The 15,851-nt window shown below is 70.0% G+C and carries 14 protein-coding genes; 7 read left to right on the forward strand and 7 right to left on the reverse strand.

What is annotated here, in order from left to right; all coding sequences use genetic code 11:
• Window positions 1-19 precede the first annotated feature (19 nt).
• Both QC180_RS29940 and QC180_RS29945 read right to left on the reverse strand, forming a co-directional pair.
• Window positions 20-703 carry a type 1 glutamine amidotransferase domain-containing protein gene (locus QC180_RS29940; protein WP_278266224.1) on the reverse strand — a complete coding sequence of 228 codons (684 nt, stop codon included), beginning with the start codon at window positions 701-703 and terminating at the stop codon, window positions 20-22.
• A gap of 34 nt (window positions 704-737) precedes the next feature.
• Complete coding sequence (locus QC180_RS29945) at window positions 738-1,994, reverse strand: YbfB/YjiJ family MFS transporter (protein WP_278266225.1); 1,257 nt, start codon at window positions 1,992-1,994, stop codon at window positions 738-740.
• Window positions 1,995-2,012: 18 nt separating this feature from the next.
• Here QC180_RS29945 and QC180_RS29950 point away from each other — a divergent pair, with 18 nt between their 5' ends.
• Window positions 2,013-2,864, forward strand: a complete 852-nt coding sequence (locus QC180_RS29950) for a LysR family transcriptional regulator (RefSeq protein ID WP_278266226.1) — start codon at window positions 2,013-2,015, stop codon at window positions 2,862-2,864.
• A gap of 136 nt (window positions 2,865-3,000) precedes the next feature.
• The gene (locus tag QC180_RS29955) at window positions 3,001-4,566 is read left to right on the forward strand and encodes an AMP-binding protein (RefSeq protein ID WP_278266227.1); all 1,566 of its coding nucleotides are present in this window, start codon (window positions 3,001-3,003) and stop codon (window positions 4,564-4,566) included.
• A gap of 7 nt (window positions 4,567-4,573) precedes the next feature.
• Here the strand turns inward: QC180_RS29955 and QC180_RS29960 are convergent, their stop codons facing one another.
• Window positions 4,574-5,155 (reverse strand): TetR/AcrR family transcriptional regulator, encoded by a 582-nt coding sequence (locus tag QC180_RS29960; protein ID WP_278266228.1) that lies wholly within the window; start codon window positions 5,153-5,155, stop codon window positions 4,574-4,576.
• A gap of 309 nt (window positions 5,156-5,464) precedes the next feature.
• Here QC180_RS29960 and QC180_RS29965 point away from each other — a divergent pair, with 309 nt between their 5' ends.
• Both QC180_RS29965 and QC180_RS29970 read left to right on the forward strand, forming a co-directional pair.
• The gene (locus tag QC180_RS29965) at window positions 5,465-6,394 is read left to right on the forward strand and encodes an acetoacetate decarboxylase family protein (RefSeq protein ID WP_278266229.1); all 930 of its coding nucleotides are present in this window, start codon (window positions 5,465-5,467) and stop codon (window positions 6,392-6,394) included.
• Entirely contained in the window at window positions 6,391-7,965 is a 1,575-nt protein-coding gene (locus tag QC180_RS29970) for a succinic semialdehyde dehydrogenase (RefSeq protein ID WP_278266230.1), read from the forward strand. Before QC180_RS29965 ends, QC180_RS29970 begins: the two co-directional genes overlap by 4 nt.
• A gap of 60 nt (window positions 7,966-8,025) precedes the next feature.
• Here the strand turns inward: QC180_RS29970 and QC180_RS29975 are convergent, their stop codons facing one another.
• The 4 genes from QC180_RS29975 to QC180_RS29990 form a co-directional block, all read right to left on the reverse strand.
• Window positions 8,026-8,796 (reverse strand): alpha/beta fold hydrolase, encoded by a 771-nt coding sequence (locus QC180_RS29975; RefSeq protein ID WP_278266231.1) that lies wholly within the window; start codon window positions 8,794-8,796, stop codon window positions 8,026-8,028.
• Window positions 8,793-10,283 (reverse strand): flavin-containing monooxygenase, encoded by a 1,491-nt coding sequence (locus QC180_RS29980; RefSeq protein ID WP_278266232.1) that lies wholly within the window; start codon window positions 10,281-10,283, stop codon window positions 8,793-8,795. The genes QC180_RS29975 and QC180_RS29980 overlap by 4 nt, the downstream gene beginning before the upstream one ends.
• Before the next feature lie 17 nt (window positions 10,284-10,300).
• Entirely contained in the window at window positions 10,301-11,593 is a 1,293-nt protein-coding gene (locus QC180_RS29985; RefSeq protein ID WP_278266233.1) for an NADH:flavin oxidoreductase/NADH oxidase family protein, read from the reverse strand.
• Between the two features lie 105 nt (window positions 11,594-11,698).
• Window positions 11,699-12,691, reverse strand: a complete 993-nt coding sequence (locus tag QC180_RS29990; RefSeq protein ID WP_278266234.1) for an NAD(P)H-quinone oxidoreductase — start codon at window positions 12,689-12,691, stop codon at window positions 11,699-11,701.
• A 145-nt stretch (window positions 12,692-12,836) separates the two neighbouring features.
• Between QC180_RS29990 and QC180_RS29995 the strand changes: the two genes are divergently transcribed.
• The 3 genes from QC180_RS29995 to QC180_RS30005 all read left to right on the forward strand — a co-directional run.
• Window positions 12,837-13,166, forward strand: coding sequence for a hypothetical protein (locus QC180_RS29995; RefSeq protein ID WP_278266235.1), 330 nt, complete (start codon window positions 12,837-12,839; stop codon window positions 13,164-13,166).
• Window positions 13,126-14,340 (forward strand): TetR/AcrR family transcriptional regulator, encoded by a 1,215-nt coding sequence (locus tag QC180_RS30000; RefSeq protein ID WP_278266236.1) that lies wholly within the window; start codon window positions 13,126-13,128, stop codon window positions 14,338-14,340. Before QC180_RS29995 ends, QC180_RS30000 begins: the two co-directional genes overlap by 41 nt.
• 110 nt (window positions 14,341-14,450) lie before the next feature.
• The coding region (locus QC180_RS30005; RefSeq protein ID WP_278266237.1) for an acyl-CoA dehydrogenase family protein at window positions 14,451-15,851 on the forward strand (1,401 nt) is incomplete at its 3' end.

Consider the following 15,851-nt stretch of genomic DNA (forward strand, 5'->3'; position numbering starts at 1 on the left):
CGCCCACCCGGGCGCGGGATCACAGCAGCGCGGACACCTTCTGCGCTGTCTCCTTGGCCGATCCGGGATTCTGTCCGGTGACGAGATTGCCGTCGACCACGGCATAGGACAGGAACGGCAGCTTGCCCTTCTCGTAGAGCGCGCCGCGCTGCTTCATCTCCTCCTCGGCGTTGTAGGGCACCAGCTTGTCCACCCGGGCCAGCACCTCCTCCTGCCAGGCGAAACCGGTGAGTTTGCGGCCGGTGACGAGGTGCGTGCCGTCGGAGAGTGTGGTGTTGAGCAGGCCGCAGTAGCCGTGGCACACCGACGAGACGATGTCGCCGCGCTCGTAGATCTCGCGGGTGATGCGCTGCAGGCCCGCGCTGTCGGGGAAGTCGTACATCACGGCGTGGCCGCCGGTGAAGTAGATGGCGTCGTAGTCGGCCGAGTCGATCTCGTCGGGGCTCGCCGTGTTCTCGAGCAGCGCCATCCGGGCGGGGTCGGCGCGCCAGGCCTTGGCGGTCTTGTCGTAGTTGGGGAACTTCAGGGCTCGCGGCTCCAACGGCACCGCGCCTCCGGCGGGGCTGACCAGCGTCTGCTCGAACCCGTTCTGCTCGAAGACATGCCAGGCGTGGGTGAGTTCCGACAACCACAGGCCGGTCGGATGGGACGGGTCGTCGAAGTCGCCGACATTGGTGACGACGTTCAAGATGCGCTTGCTCATGCGTGCTCTTCTCCTGCGTAGTCGGTGCCGGGCCTCACTTCAAGTCTGCCCCGACGACCGCGGGTCGGGCGAGAGCCGAGCGCATCGCGCCGGTGGCGGCCGCGGCCAGCAGGGCCGACACGGCGACCACGCCCGCCGCGATCCCGAACGCGACGGCGTAGGAGTCACCGATGACCGGCAGCACGAGCAGCGGCCCGAGCACCTGTCCCACCGCGAACACCGCCGTCAGCGTGGCCGCCGACCGGGGAATGCCCAGCTGACTGCCCGCTTCCACGGCCAGCATCACCACGGCCATGAAGGTCGCGCCGAAAGTGACGGCGGCGGCCACCGCCGCGAGCAGGCTGTCGCTCAGGACCGGCGCCAGGGTTCCGGCGCTCTGCACCACCAGCGCGGCCACGAGTGCCCGCCCGGTGCCGATCCGGCGCGCCACGGCGTGCCAGAGCACGGTGGCGGGCACGGCGGACACCCCGACCAGCGCCCACAGCCAGGCCGCGGTGACGGAATCCCCGCCGGTGTCGTCGGCCACGGCCGCCACCAGGAAGGTGCCCAGAACGATGTAGCCGAGTCCCTCGGCGAAGTACGCGCTCAGCAGCAGTCGCCAGGCCCGGCGCAGATCCGGGTTCCTCGGCGTCGGAGCCACCGCCGCCGCATGCCCTTCGTCGCGGATGTCGAGCAGCCAGGCGGGCGCCAGCAGCACGGCGGTGAGCACCGCCGAACCGACCCACAGCGCCTGCCAGGACAGCCAGTTCCCGGCCAGCACCGTGAACACCCCGGTGACCGCGATGCCGACCCCGACACCGGCGAAGGCGACCCCGATCGACGCGCCCTCGCGCCGATGGTGGGCGACGGTGGCGGCACACGCGACGAAGATCGCCGCGCTGGCCACGCCCGCCGCGAACCGCAACGCCGTCTGTGCGGCCACCTGCGCCGAGACCGCCATGAGCGCCTCACTGACGATCAGCACCACCGACCAGGCGAGAAAGGTCGCGCGCCGATTCCAGTGCGGCCGTCGCGTCAGCAGGACCGCGCCGACGAGGTAGCCCGCGTAGTTGCCGGTGGCGATCAGGGCGCCGTCACCGGCGCTGAGCCCGGTCGCGGCGCTCATGATCGGCAGCAGCGGCGTGAACACGAAGCGCCCGACCCCCATCGCCGCGGCCATGCCCGCCGCGGCGGCCACGGCGACGCGGGGGCCGTCCAGGCGCGGGCGGGTGGTGGGCGGGGCGGCGGCGGTGAGAGTCACCCCGGTGACGCTACGAGCGTTGCCCGCCAAGCGGAAATGCCTGCTGATCATGGCGTATACGCTGAAGGTATGGCAATACAGCTCCGGCATCTCGAAGCGTTCGTCGCCCTGTGCGAGGAAGGCACCTTCACGCGAGCCGCCGAGCGAACGCATGTGTCGCAGCCGTCGCTGAGCCGCACGATCCAGGAACTCGAGCGCATCCTCGGCTGCCCCCTCATCGACCGTTCCGCGCGCACCCTCGAACTCACCCCCAACGGAGTGCGTTTCCTGGAGCGCGGCCGCGCCATCCTCACCGGCGTGCGCGATCTGGAGGCGGAGATGCGGGCGGCGAGTTCGGTGCGCGTCGGCTTCGCCTGGCTGCTGCCGAGCGACTGGTTCGCGGCCACCCGCGCCCGCTACGAGCAGCTCGGCGGGGAACTCACCCTGTCGCGCAGCGACAACCCGACCGCCGACCTGCGTACCGGCACGATCGATGTCGCGATCGTCCGCAATATCGGCCAGGCGTCCGGGTCGACGACCTGGCGCCGGATCGGCACCGAGGACCGCGTCCTCGCCGTCTCCAGCCGCTCCGAGCTGGCCGAGACCCCGGGCCTGCGCTGGGCCGATCTCGCCCGCTACCCGCTGGTCGTCAATACCGAGTCGGGCACCACCACCGCCGACAGCTGGCCCGACTCGGCTCCGGGCCGGGAAACGGTCTCCTGCCGCAACTTCGACGAGTGGATCGAGCTCATCGCCGCCGACCGTGGGATCGGCGTGGTCCCCGCCCTGGCCGTCCATCGGGCCCCGCGCCCCGATGTCGTCTACCGCGAACTGCCCGACATCCCGCCGTCGGCGCTCTATCTCGGCTGGCGACGCACCCCGCCCCCGTCACGCTCGACGCGCCAGTTCCTCGACGCCGCGCTCGTCGACATCGGCAACTAACCATTAGCCCACTATCACCGGCTGACATCCTCTGCTCGGAAGCAATCTCCCGATTCGGCTACTGATCATTAGCCTGTCGATTACGCTCGCGGTCATCACCACGCCGCTGCCGAGCGGTGCGCTAGGAGGCCGAGGGATGTCGCTGGATCTCGATCGTTTGTCCTATGAACCGCTGACCCCGGTCGCGTTCCTGGATCGGGCGGCGGCGGCCCACGGCGACCGGGTGGCTGTCGTCGACGGCAACCAGCGGTGGACCTATCACCAGTTGCGCGACCGTTGCGCCAGGCTGGCGGGTGCCCTCGCGCCGCTGGCCGACGGACGGCCCGTGGCCTTCCTGGCGCCCAACACCCACGCCCTGCTCGAGGCGCACTTCGGCGTCCCGTGGGCGAGGGTTCCGCTCGTAGCGATGAACACCCGCCTCGCGGCCGCCGAGATCGCCTATGTCCTCGAACACGCGAAAGTCGCTGTCGTGGTGGTCGATCCGCTCTACCGCGAACTGGTCGACGAAGCGCTCGCTCGCCTCGAAACCCCCGTCACGACGGTGACGATCGGTGCCGACTACGAACGCCTGATCAGCGAGGCCGACCCGCTGACGATCACCCCGACCGACGAGCGCGCGCTGCTGTCGATCAACTACACCTCGGGCACCACGGGCCGCCCGAAAGGCGTGATGTACCACCATCGCGGCGCGTATCTGCAGGCCCTGGCCATGGTCGGCCACACCGGGCTGAACCCGTCGTCGGTGCACCTGTGGACCCTGCCCATGTTCCACTGCAACGGCTGGAGCTTTCCCTGGGCGGTCACCGCGGCGGGCGGCACCCACGTCTGCCTGCCGAGAGTCGACCCTGAACAGGTGTGGCGGCTGATCGACGACGAAGGGGTCACCCATCTCAACGGCGCACCGACGGTGCTGTCCATGCTGGCCTACGCGCCCGCCGCGCATCCGGTCGCGACACCGGTCCGGATCGCCACCGGCGGCGCGCCACCGAGCCCCGCCATCCTGCGCCGGATGGACGAGCTCGGCTTCGAGGTCACCCACCTCTACGGGCTCACCGAAACCTTCGGACCGGCGATGATCTGCGACTGGCGCCCCGAATGGAACGCCCTCGACGAGACCGCCCAGGCGCGCCTGAAGGCACGGCAGGGCGTGGGCAATATGATCTCGTGTCGCGCCAGGGTCATCGACGAGACCGGCGCCGATGTCGCGCCGGACGGACGCTCCGTCGGCGAGATCGCCCTGCGCGGAAACAATCTCATGCTCGGCTACCTCGACGACGAGGCGGCGACCCGCGCCGCCGCGCCCGACGGCTGGTTCCGCACCGGCGACCTGGGCGTCGTCCACGGCGACGGCTATATCGAGCTCCAGGACCGCAGCAAGGACGTGATCATCTCCGGCGGCGAGAACATCGCCTCGGTGGAGGTCGAGCAGGCTCTCGCCGAGCACACCGCGGTGCTCGAGGCGGCGGTGATCGCGGTACCCGACGACCGCTGGGGCGAGGTGCCCGCCGCGTTCGTGGTGCTCCGCGACGGCGCCGCGGCAACGGAATCGGAGCTGATCGAGTTCGTCCGGCAGCGGCTCGCGCGGTTCAAGGCGCCCAAGTCGGTCACCTTCGGCGCGCTACCGAAAACCTCCACCGGCAAGGTGCAGAAGCACGTGCTGCGCGAGGCCGCCTGGGCCGGTGTCGAGCGCCGGATCCAGTGACCGGATCTCAGGCCGCCCCGACCAGCCGCAGCGCGAAATCGACGTACTGCCAGACGATCTCGTTCTCGCTGAACTCGCCGTCCGCGCGGAACCACACCGCCACGCCCATCCCCAGATCCAGGATCGCGTAGGAGGCGATCCTTTCCGAGGTCACCCGGAACCGGCCCGCGGCGACGCCGTCGGCCACCAGCGTCCGGAACAGCCGTTCGTATTCGGCACGGCGCGAGAGCACTTCGGACAGGTTCGGCTCGGTGAGGCTGCGGATCTCGCGATTGCCGACGAACGCCTCCAGCCGGTGCCGGGCGTGGTAGCGGATGTGCGCCTCCACGGCCCGGCGCAGCCGTTCGGTGGGATCGTCGGTGCCGCCGATGGCTCCGGCATGCTCGGCGAGCAGCGCGTCCATCGTGCCGATCATGATCCCGGCCAGCAGCTCCTGCTTGGAGGCCACGTGCTTGTACAGGCTCGGGCCACGGATCCCCACCCGGGCGCCGATCTCGCTCATCGAGGTGGCCTCGTACCCTTGGGCGACGAACAACTCGAGGGCCGCACCCCGGATCGCGTCCGCCCGCGCGCTCGCCGTCCCGATCATCGACTGCTCCCTTCGGCTAGCCAATCGTAGCCCTGAGACCTCGGGCACGCGGGTTCATCCCGCCGAATAGGTATTTCACGGCTAGCCACCACTAGCTATACCCGCGCCGAGCATGCCGAGCGCGCCCGTGACCCCGGACACCCTCCCGACCCGATGAGCCAGCCCGTGGCGGCACCGCAGTGTCACGCGATGCCGCCACCACTGTCCGACACAGAGGCCGACTGCCCACCGGCGAAGTGTTGCCACTGTTTACATCGAGGACTAGCCTGGCCGCAGCACCGCACATCATCGAGTGATGGGAGCTATGCCGTGGCAACGATCCAGCAGGACACCGTGGAAGTGGATCTGGGCGGTCACGCGGTCCACGTCCCCCAGGGCGAGCTCTACGACCGCTTCCGGATGCAGACCGATCTCGACGAGGTCGCCCGCGACCCCCGGGTCAGCGACGTCGAATTCTTTCGCCGACTCCCCAAAACGAAGGTCGATTCGCCGATCGGACCGACCTACACCCCGAATTTCTACTACCGCATGTCGAATGCCCGGCTGACGATGCTCGCCCGCTCGCGCGCTATCCGTGCCCGACTACCCCGCGAGTTCGCGCCGCTGGAGGTCGCTCCCGGAGTGGGGCTCGTCTCGGTGATCTTCTACCGCTACGACGTCTGTGACATCGACTTCTACACCGAGGCCGCCGTCGGAGTCGCGGTCCGTCCGGCCCGCCACGGGCGTCTCGGCGTCGTCGACCTGCTCGCCGCCCTCGACACCGACCATCTCGATTCCTATGTGCTGTCGCTGCCGGTCAACACCGATATCGCCCAGGTGCGCGGCCACGACGGCTACGGCTTCCCGAAGTGGGTGACCGGCCTCGACGTCGACATCGACGACACCCGGACCTCCGCGCGCGTCGAGAACGACGCGGGCGGCACCGATATCGCGCTGTCGGTACCCACGCCCCGGCAGCGCCGGTTCCGCAGCGGCGAGAACGTCTCCAGCCTGACCTCCTACACCTGGACCAAGGGCGCCTGGCATTCGACGCTGAACCAGACCAATGTCCTCGCCGCGGGCAGCGCGCTGCTGCCCCGCGATCCCGGACTGGAACTCGGCAGCGGCCGCCTCGCCGACGACCTGCGTTCCCTGCGACCGATCAAGACCCTGCGGCTCGACGTCATGACCGAAGGCCAGATCGCGCTGCACATGCCGGTCCCCACCTCGGTCCCCGCCGCCGAGGGGAGCCCGGCATGACCACCACCGGACACCGCGCCCCCGAACTCGCGGGCAACCTGCGCCTAGGCGAGCTGACGGCCCGCGTCCGGGCCGCCGATCCCGATTCCCGGATCGAGGTCCTCAACTCCATGACGGGTCACCCGCTCGGTGAGGTCCCCCGCTGCTCGCCCGAGGATGTGGTGGCCGCCGCCGCCAGGGCCCGCGCGGTGCAGCCCGCGTGGGCGGCGCGGCCGGTCGAGGAGCGCGCGGCGGTGCTGCTGCGCTTCCACGACCTCGTCCTGCGACGCCAGCACGAAGTACTCGACCTGATCCAGCTGGAGAACGGCAAGGCCCGTAGGCACGCGTTCGAGGAGATCATCGACGTGTGCCAGGTCTCGCGCTACTACGCGCACACCGCGCAGGACTATCTGCGCCCCAAGCGCAGGCAGGGCGCCCAGCCCTTCCTCACTCGCGCCTGGGAGGTGTACCACCCGAAGGGGGTGGTCGGGGTGATCTCGCCGTGGAACTATCCGCTCACCCTCGGGATCAGCGACTCACTCCCGGCGATCGTCGCGGGCAACGCGGTGCTCACCAAACCCGACCAGCAGACGCCCTACGCCACGCTGTGGGCGGTGCGGTTGCTCGAGGAGGCGGGCATGCCACCGGGATTGGTGCAGGTCGTCACCGGTTCCGGCGCGGAACTGGGGGCGCCGATCATCGAGAACTCGGACTTCCTCATGTTCACCGGGTCCACCGCGGTCGGGCGCACCGTCGCCGCGCAGGCCGGGCAGCAGCTCATCGACTGTTCGATGGAACTGGGCGGCAAGAACGCCCTGCTGGTGCTCGACGACGCCGAGGTCGGCAAAGCCGTGAACGGCGCGATCCGCGCGTGCTTTTCCAACACCGGTCAGCTGTGTATCTCGATGGAGCGGATGTATGTCCCGACCACGCTGTGGGACGAGTTCGTCGCCCGGTTCGCCGCGGCGACCAAGTCGATGAAACTGTCGGCGGCACTGGACTATTCGGCCGACATGGGCTCGCTGATCTCGCGCAAGCAACTCGACACGGTCACCGAGCACGTCGATGACGCCGTCGCCAAGGGCGCCTCGGTGCTCGCCGGTGGTAGGCCGCGCCCCGACCTCGGCCCCTTCTTCTACGAGCCCACCGTGCTGTCGGACGTCACCGAGGACATGACCGTCTACGCCGAGGAGACCTTCGGCCCGGTGGTCTCGCTCTATCGCGTCGACAGCGAGGACGAGGCCATCGAACGCGCCAACAACAGCCCCTACGGCCTGAATTTCAGTGTGTGGACCTCTGATCCCGACCGCGGGCACCGGGTCGCGGCCCGACTGCAGGCGGGCACGGTCAATGTCAACGACGCCTACGCCGCCGCCTGGGCCTCGGTCGACGCGCCGATGGGCGGTATGAAGGCCTCCGGGCTGGGTCGCAGGCACGGCGAGCACGGCATCCTCAAATACATGGAGGCGCAGACGATCGCGATCGAACGGCTGCTCCCGGTCGGCGCGCCCTCCGGCCTCGACGCGGGCAAGTACGCCCGCATCGCCACCGCCGCCATGCGTGTCCTGCGCCATCTCCCCGGCGTGAAGTAGGCGGACGGGCACGCACGCGGTTGCTGTTCGTCGTCAGCGCGGCGGCGCTGGCCGACGGTACTACGCGCCCGACCGGGTCCGGGCGTCGTCGGCCGCGCCGACGGTTCCGAGGATCAGGTCGGCGATGACGTCCGGCGATTCCCAGGGCGGGGTGTGCCCGACACCGCGGAGTTCAGTGACACGGGTGCGATGACGTGTCGCGAATTCCCCACCCGGCCGGGCGACCCGCGCGTCCAGCTCGCCGAAGACCACCTCGACGGGAACGGCGAGATGGCGTAGCCGCTCGGCCAGCGGTCGCGACCCGAGATAGGTGTCGATGGCGCGCGAACTCCGGACGAAATCGCGTCGCCCGCGTGCCCGCGCGTCGGTGACGAACTGGTCGGGGACCGGAACGTGCGGCGCGAACGCGTTCTGCTGGGCCGCCCGCCTGCGCTCGGTGGAGGCCGCGGCCCACAGCGCGTCGCCCAGGCCGGGTACGGCCAGTGCCCGTTCGAAGGGTGCGTGCGCGCTCAGGCGGCTCTCGCGCGACCACGGCGGACACAGAAGGACCAGTGCGGCAACGAGTTCGGGATGGCGCTCGGCCAGCGCGGTGGCCACCAGCGCGCCGCGCGAATGGCCGACGATCACCGCTTTCGTGTCGAGCAGCGCGGCCACGTCGTCGGCGTCCGCCCCGATCGAGTGCGCCGATTCCAGTTCGACCGCGAGCACGCGTGCCGTCGACCGGAGGCGCGGAACGACCCTGTCCCACACCCGGAACGAGCTGGCGAGCCCGTGCACGAGGACGACCGTGGGGGCGTCGCGGTCACCGGCCAGCACGGCACCGGCGCTCATCGCCCGGCCTCCACGAGGACGCGGGTGTGCAGGAGGTGGCGGGTGGGATCGAAGCGCAGGGTCCGGCGTCGGAAGTCGAGGGTCGAGCCGGGCCAGATAGTGGTGTTGCGGCCCGCGTCGTTCAGATACCAACTGGTGCAGCCGCCGCTGGTCCAGACGGTACCCTCGCCCATCTTCCGCACCTCCGCGCTGAACTCCTCCTGCGCGGCCGGGGTCGGTTCCACCGCGGCGAGGTCGTTGTCGCGCACGTAGCCGATGGCACCGGCGATGTAGTTGGCCTGGGACTCGAACATGTGGATCACTGAAGTGTGGCCCAGCCCGATGTTCGGACCGTGGATCAGGAAGATGTTCGGGAATCCCGCCACCGAGGTGCCCAGGTAGGCAGTGGGATCGGCGTCCCACGCCTCGGCCATGCTGCGCCCGTCGGCGTCGAAGGTGCGGTCGGTCAGCGGCAGCCGGGAGGTCCGGAATCCGGTGCCGAAGATGAGGGCGTCCACGGCGTGCTCGCGGCCCGTCTCGTCGACCACGCCGGTCGGGGTGATCGCCCGGATCCCGGCCGTCTCGAGTGCGACATTCGGCTGATCCAGCGCGCGCAGGAACTCGTCGGAGATCATCACCCGCTTGCAGCCGAGCCGGAATTCCGGCGCCAGCTTCTCGCGCAGGGCCGGATCGCCGACCTGCGCCGCGAGGTGACGCCGGGCGGCGCGCTCGGGCAGCGTCATCAACGCGGGATGCCGGAACGCGAGGACCTGCCATTCCCGCCGTAGATAGATCCGCAGGCGTTCCAGGTTCTGCGCGATCGGGAACCGGCGGTAGAGCGCGCGGCGCGTCGCCCCGATCGCACGGTCGTGCCGGGGCGTGACCCACGACGGGGTGCGCTGGAACACCGTCAGCCGGGCCACCTCGGGCTGGATGGCGGGCACGAACTGCACCGCCGACGCACCGGTTCCGACCACCGCGACCCGCTTGCCGCGCAGATCGAACTCGTGGTTCCAGCGCGACGAGTGGAAACTGACGCCGCCGAAGGTGTCCGCACCGGGCAGTTCCGGGACCACGGGGTCGGCCAGCACGCCGGTCGCGAGGACGACGTGGGCGGCGGTGCGCGGGCCCTGGGAGGTCTCGAGCCACCAGAGCTTCTCGACGTCGTCCCATTCCAGCCGCCGCACTTCACAATTCAGCCGCAGCAGCTCACGCAGACCCTCGGTACGGGTGACGTCCTTCAGGTACGCGAACAGTTCCGGCTGTTTCGCGAAGGTGTTGCGCCAGTCGGGGTTCGGCGCGAACGAGAACGAATAGAGGCTGCTCTGGACGTCGACGGCCGCGCCCGGGTAGTCGTTGTCGCGCCAGACGCCGCCGACCTCGCCTGCTCTTTCGAGCAGCACGATGTCGGTGATGCCACTACGGCGCAGTCGCACCGCGGTGGCGATTCCACCGAACCCCGTGCCGACGATCGCGACATGGGTGTGCGGGATGGATGTGGTCATCATTCTCCTGATGGAAACGGTCACCGGGCGTGGCTTCGAGGCGCTGCCGGTGCGGACTCGTGCTGTTGGATGGAGGCCAGCCAGGTCGAGTAGCGACGCAATGCCTTCGCCTGCGCCCGCTGATCGGCCAGCATCGCCATCACCGGGCTGACCGCCAGGGCGGGCTTGGCGCCGTCGGCCATGCGGCGCATCTGGTACCGGACCATGGCCATCTCGGTGGCCGAGGCCAGCGCCTTGTCCGTCCAGGTCACCTGCTTCAGGCGCCGGGGCGCCTCCGCGCCGTCCCACCACAGGCGCGGGAGGTCGGGTGTCACGGCCAGCGCCGTCGCCATCCCCACCAGCGCGACATTGCTGCCGAGCACCCGTTCGGCGGTCTCGCGCCGGGTGATGCCGCCGGTCAGCATGAGTGGCAGGACACTGTGTTTGGCCAGTCCCGCGGCGAGGTCGAGGAAATACGCTTCCCGGGCGGCGGTGCGGCCGTCGGCGGGACGGCCGGACATGGCGGGGCTCTCGTAGCTGCCGCCGGAGACCTCGACCAGGTCGACGCCCACGGTGGCGAGCAGGCCGATCACCCGTTGGGCGTCGTCGGCGTCGAAACCACCGCGCTGGAAGTCCGCGGAGTTCAGTTTCACCGCGACCGCGAAACTCGGCGAGACCACCGCGCGGATCCCGCGGACGATCTCGAGCAGCAGCCGCGCCCGGTTCTCCAGCGATCCGCCCCACTCGTCGACGCGATCGTTCACGCGCGGAGAGAGGAACTGCGACAGCAGATACCCGTGCGCGGCATGCACCTCGACACCGTCGAATCCGGCGAGCTCGGCCCGGCGGGCAGTGGTGACGAACCGCTCGACCGTAGCGTGGATCTGCCCGGCCGTCATCGCCACCGGCTGCCCGAAACGCTTGGAGTGCTTACCCAGATCCACCGCGATCTCGGAGGGTCCCCACACCACACCCGGCATGTTCGCCCGCACCTGCCGACCCGGATGACTGATCTGCATCCACATCGCCGCCCCGGCTTCGCGACCGGCCCGCGCCCACGCCGCGAACGGGCCCAGCGGCGCGGTCGCGTCCAGGACGATCCCCCCGGGCCCGGTCAGCGCCTGCGCGTGCACCATCACGTTCCCGGTGATGAGCAGGCCCGCCCCGCCCGCGCCCCAGCGGCGGTACAGGGTCGCCAGTCGCTCGTCCGGCAGCTGGCCCACACCCGCCATGCCTTCCTCCATGGCCGCCTTGGCGATCCGGTTCGGAAGCACGGCGCCGGAGCGCAGGCGCAGGGGCGAGAACAACCCGCCCGAATGTAGACCCTCCACCATCGGACGACTCCTTTCGACCACCCGTGTAACAGTGCTTACATTGAGCGACGACCACGATAGACCGATATGTAAGCACTGTCAACACTAGGTCGAGCGGGAGTGCCGTCAGGGTTCGCGCACGGTGAGGACCACCTTGCCGACCGAATCCGCCGAGTCCAGCAGCGGATGCGCCCGCGCCACCTCGGTAATCGGGATCTCCGCCGAGACGACCGGCACGACCGAGCCGTCGGCCACCCGCGGCCACAGCTTCTCGCGCAGCTCGCCGATGATCTCGGCCTTCGATCCAGGTCCCGTCTCCGCCCGGCGACGCAGATTCGTCACATGCACCGAAGCGCGCTTGAACAGCATCAGGCCGAGGTCCAGTTCGGCGGCGGAGCCGTCCTGCAATCCGATGATCGTGAGGTCACCGTCCTCGGCCAGCGCCTCGACATTGCGCCGCAGGTAGCCCGCGCCCATGATGTCGAGAATGACGTCGGCGCCGCCGTATTCGGCGGTCACGACCTTCACGAAGTCCTCGTCGCGATAGTTGATCAGCGTGTCCGCGCCCAGTTCCCGGCAGCGGTCGAGCTTGAACGCCGAACCCGCCGTCACGGCCACCCGCGCCCCGAGCGCGCGGCCGACCTGGATCGCATGCGTGCCGATACCGCTGCCGCCGCCGTGCACCAGCAGCGTCTGCCCCGCACGGAGCCCACCGGTCATGACGACGTTGGACCAGACCGTGGCCGCCGCCTCCGGCAGCGCCGCGGCGGCGGCCAGACTCACCCCGTCGGGCACCGGAAGCAGTTGCGTCGCCGCGACATTGACCCGCTCGGCGTATCCGCCGCCCGCCAGCAGCGCGCAGACCGCGTCACCGGGCCGCCACCCGTCGACCTCGGCGCCGACGGCGGCGATCACGCCCGACACCTCGAGGCCGAGGATGTCGCTGGCACCCGGCGGCGGCGGATAGAAGCCCTGCCGCTGCATGATGTCGGCCCGGTTGACCCCCGCCGCGACCACCTCCACTGTCACCTCACCGGGACCGGGCGCGGGCAGATCAGCGACCTCCGCCCATGCCATGACCTCCGGACCCCCATAGCCGTCGAGCGTCACCGCGAACATGCCTTCTCCTTCCCGATCCAGGTTATGTGCACAGCGCTAACATTACTCGCGTGGTCCGCGTCGTCAATATTCCGCGCCGCTGATCACACCGACCCGCCCGCAGCGCGACCCCCTCGCCAGTGTCGGTATCCTTGTTAATCTGATCTTGTTCGTCATTCTGGGCATGCCCTCGGCGGGCGGCACGATCCCGGTCGAGGCGACGCCGCGATTCTTCGAGCAGCTGGCCGATGTCGAACCGTCGCGTCAGGGCTATCCGGCCGTCCGCGCGCTGATGTTCTTCGATGGCAACGCCGCCGCCGGTCCGAGTCAGGGACTCCGGATGACCGTGGCGGGGCTGGCCCGCGGCCTCGGCTCGGGCGTGCTGATCACCTGGTACTACGACAAGAAGGGCCTGACCCGTAGCTCTCGCACCAAGGCCCCGACCGTCCGACCCCGTGCGGACCGACCAGCCGGACCACCGCCGCCGCCCGCGTGATCGCCGGGCGGCGGTCCTGGCCGCGGCCTTCGACGCCTTCGCCCACCACGGCTACCACGACACCTCCATGGCCGACATCGCCCGCGCCGTCCACATCACCCCGGCCGCGCTCTACCGGCACTTCCGCAACAAACAGCATCTGCTGGGCCAATGCGTCCTCGCGGGCCTGACCAAGGCACTCGCCCGCCTCGACGACGCCGCCCGCTCCCCGCACGCCGACGACGCCGTTCTCACCGCGCTGGTCGACATCGCCTTGACCCAGCGCGGACTGCCGCGCCTGTGGCAGCTCGAATCCCGGCACCTCGACGAGCGGGATCGGGCCGCCGTCCTCGTGCGCGCCGCCCGCATCACCGGCCATCTGCGCCGGGTGATCCGGACGCGGCGGCCCGAGTTGTCCCGCGCGCAGGTGGAGGGCCTGAGCTGGTGTGCGCTGTCGGTCGCCGTCAGCCCCGCCTATCACCGTGTCGAACTGCCGTTGCCCGTGGCCGCCCGGGTCCTGCGGGCCGCGTTGCGGGCCGTGATCGCCACCGAACTGCCGCAGCCACTCCCCCACTCGGAGCCACGCCCTAACCGCACCGGTGCCGACCCGGCCGCACCACGCCGCGAACGCATCCTCGCCGAAGCGGCCCGGCTGTTCACCGGTCACGGTTTCCCCGAGGTCAGCATCCACGACATCGGAGCCGCGGCGGGCGTGACCGGCCCCGCCGTCTACCACTATTTCGACAGCAAAGCCGAACTCCTCGACATCATCGTGCGCAGCCACGACGAATCCATCCAGCGCCTCGTCGACGAATCGACCGCCGACCCCTCCCCCGCCGCCGCATTGGACGCGCTCACCCGCGGATTCGTCCGGTTCGGCGCCACCGAACCCGACCTGCTGGCGATCACCGTCAGCGAATCGCGGCACCTGCCCGGCGCCGCCGAACGCCGCTACCGCGCCATCCGTCAGCACGCCATCGCCCGCTGGGCACGCACCCTGACCTCGGCCCGGCCCGAACTCGCCCCGCCGGTCGCCCGGATGCTGGTCCGCGCGCTCACCACGGTGGTCATCGAAGCCGTCCGCAACCCTCGCCTCGCGCGCCGCGGCGACCTCGAGGAGTTCCTGGTCGCGGTCGGGCTGAGTATCCAGCGGACCCCCGCCACACGCCATCGTCGGTCGGCACCGGCCCCTTAACCGCCGTTGACTTTTCGTTGCCCGGACCGCATGCCGTCGCGCACAGTGTCCCCGGGCGCGTCGATCCGCCCGGTCAGCTCGCACGTCCGTCAACCCAGAAGGCACCCTCCGTGAGTCATTACAAGAGCAATGTGCGCGATCTCGAGTTCAATCTCTTCGAGGTCTACGGCATCGAAACCATCCTCGCCACAGGCGCTTTCGGCGATCTCGATGCCGACACCGTGCGCTCGGTGCTGGCCGAGGCCGCCAAGCTGGCCGCGGGCCCGGTGGCCGCGCCCTACGCCGACACCGACCGCAACCCGCCCACCTTCGACCCGCGGACCCACACCGTGACGCTGCCGGAACCGTTCAAGCGGGCCGTGCGCGCCTGGTACGACGCCGAGTGGTGGCGGCTGGGCAAGAGCGAGGCGATCGGCGGCGTCGCGGCACCGGCCATGCTGGAATGGGCGGTCACCGAGTTCGTGCTGGGCGCCCAGCCCGCCGCGCACATGTACAGCATGGGCCCGGTGATGGCCGACATCCTCGACCGCATCGGTAACGACGAGCAGCGCCACTGGGCACAGCTCATCATCGAACGCGTCTGGGGCGCCACCATGGTGCTGACCGAGCCCGACGCGGGCTCCGATGTCGGCGCCGGTCGCACCAAGGCGATCAAGCAGGAAGACGGCACCTGGCACCTCGAGGGCGTCAAGCGCTTCATCACCTCCGCCGACTCCGACGACCTGTTCGAGAACATCGCGCACCTGGTGCTGGCCCGCCCCGAGGGCGCCGCACCCGGCACCAAGGGTTTGTCGCTGTTCTTCGTGCCGAAGTTCCACTTCGACTCCGCCACCGGCGAACTCGGCGATCGCAACGGTGTCTTCGTCACCAATGTCGAACACAAGATGGGACTCAAGGCCTCGGCCACCTGTGAGCTCACCTTCGGCGGCCACGGCGTGCCCGCCAAGGGCTGGCTCGTCGGTGACGTCCACAACGGCATCGCCCAGATGTTCGAGGTCATCGAGAACGCGCGGATGATGGTCGGCACCAAGGCCATCGGCACCCTCTCGACCGGCTACCTCAACGCCCTCGAGTACGCCAAGACCCGCGTCCAGGGCGCCGACCTCACCCGCTCGGCCGACAAGACCGCGCCGCGCGTCACGATCCTGCACCACCCCGACGTCCGCCGCTCGCTGCTGCTGCAGAAGGCCTACGCGGAGGGCCTGCGCTCGGTGTACCTCTACACCGCCGCGCACCAGGATCCCGCTGCCGCACAGCATGTCTCGGGCGCCGACGCCGAGCTGGCCGCGCGCGTGAACGACCTGCTGCTCCCGATCGTCAAGGGTGTCGGCTCCGAACGCGCCTACCAGTACCTGACCGACTCGCTGCAGACCTTCGGAGGCTCGGGCTTCCTGCAGGACTACCCGATCGAGCAGTACATCCGCGACGCCAAGATCGACTCCCTCTACGAGGGCACCACCGCCATCCAGGCCCAGGACTTCTTCTTCCGCAAGATCGCCCGCGACCGCGGC

Origin of the sequence: Nocardia anocheti, from assembly GCF_029675105.1 — a bacterium.
Lineage (GTDB): Bacteria > Actinomycetota > Actinomycetes > Mycobacteriales > Mycobacteriaceae > Nocardia.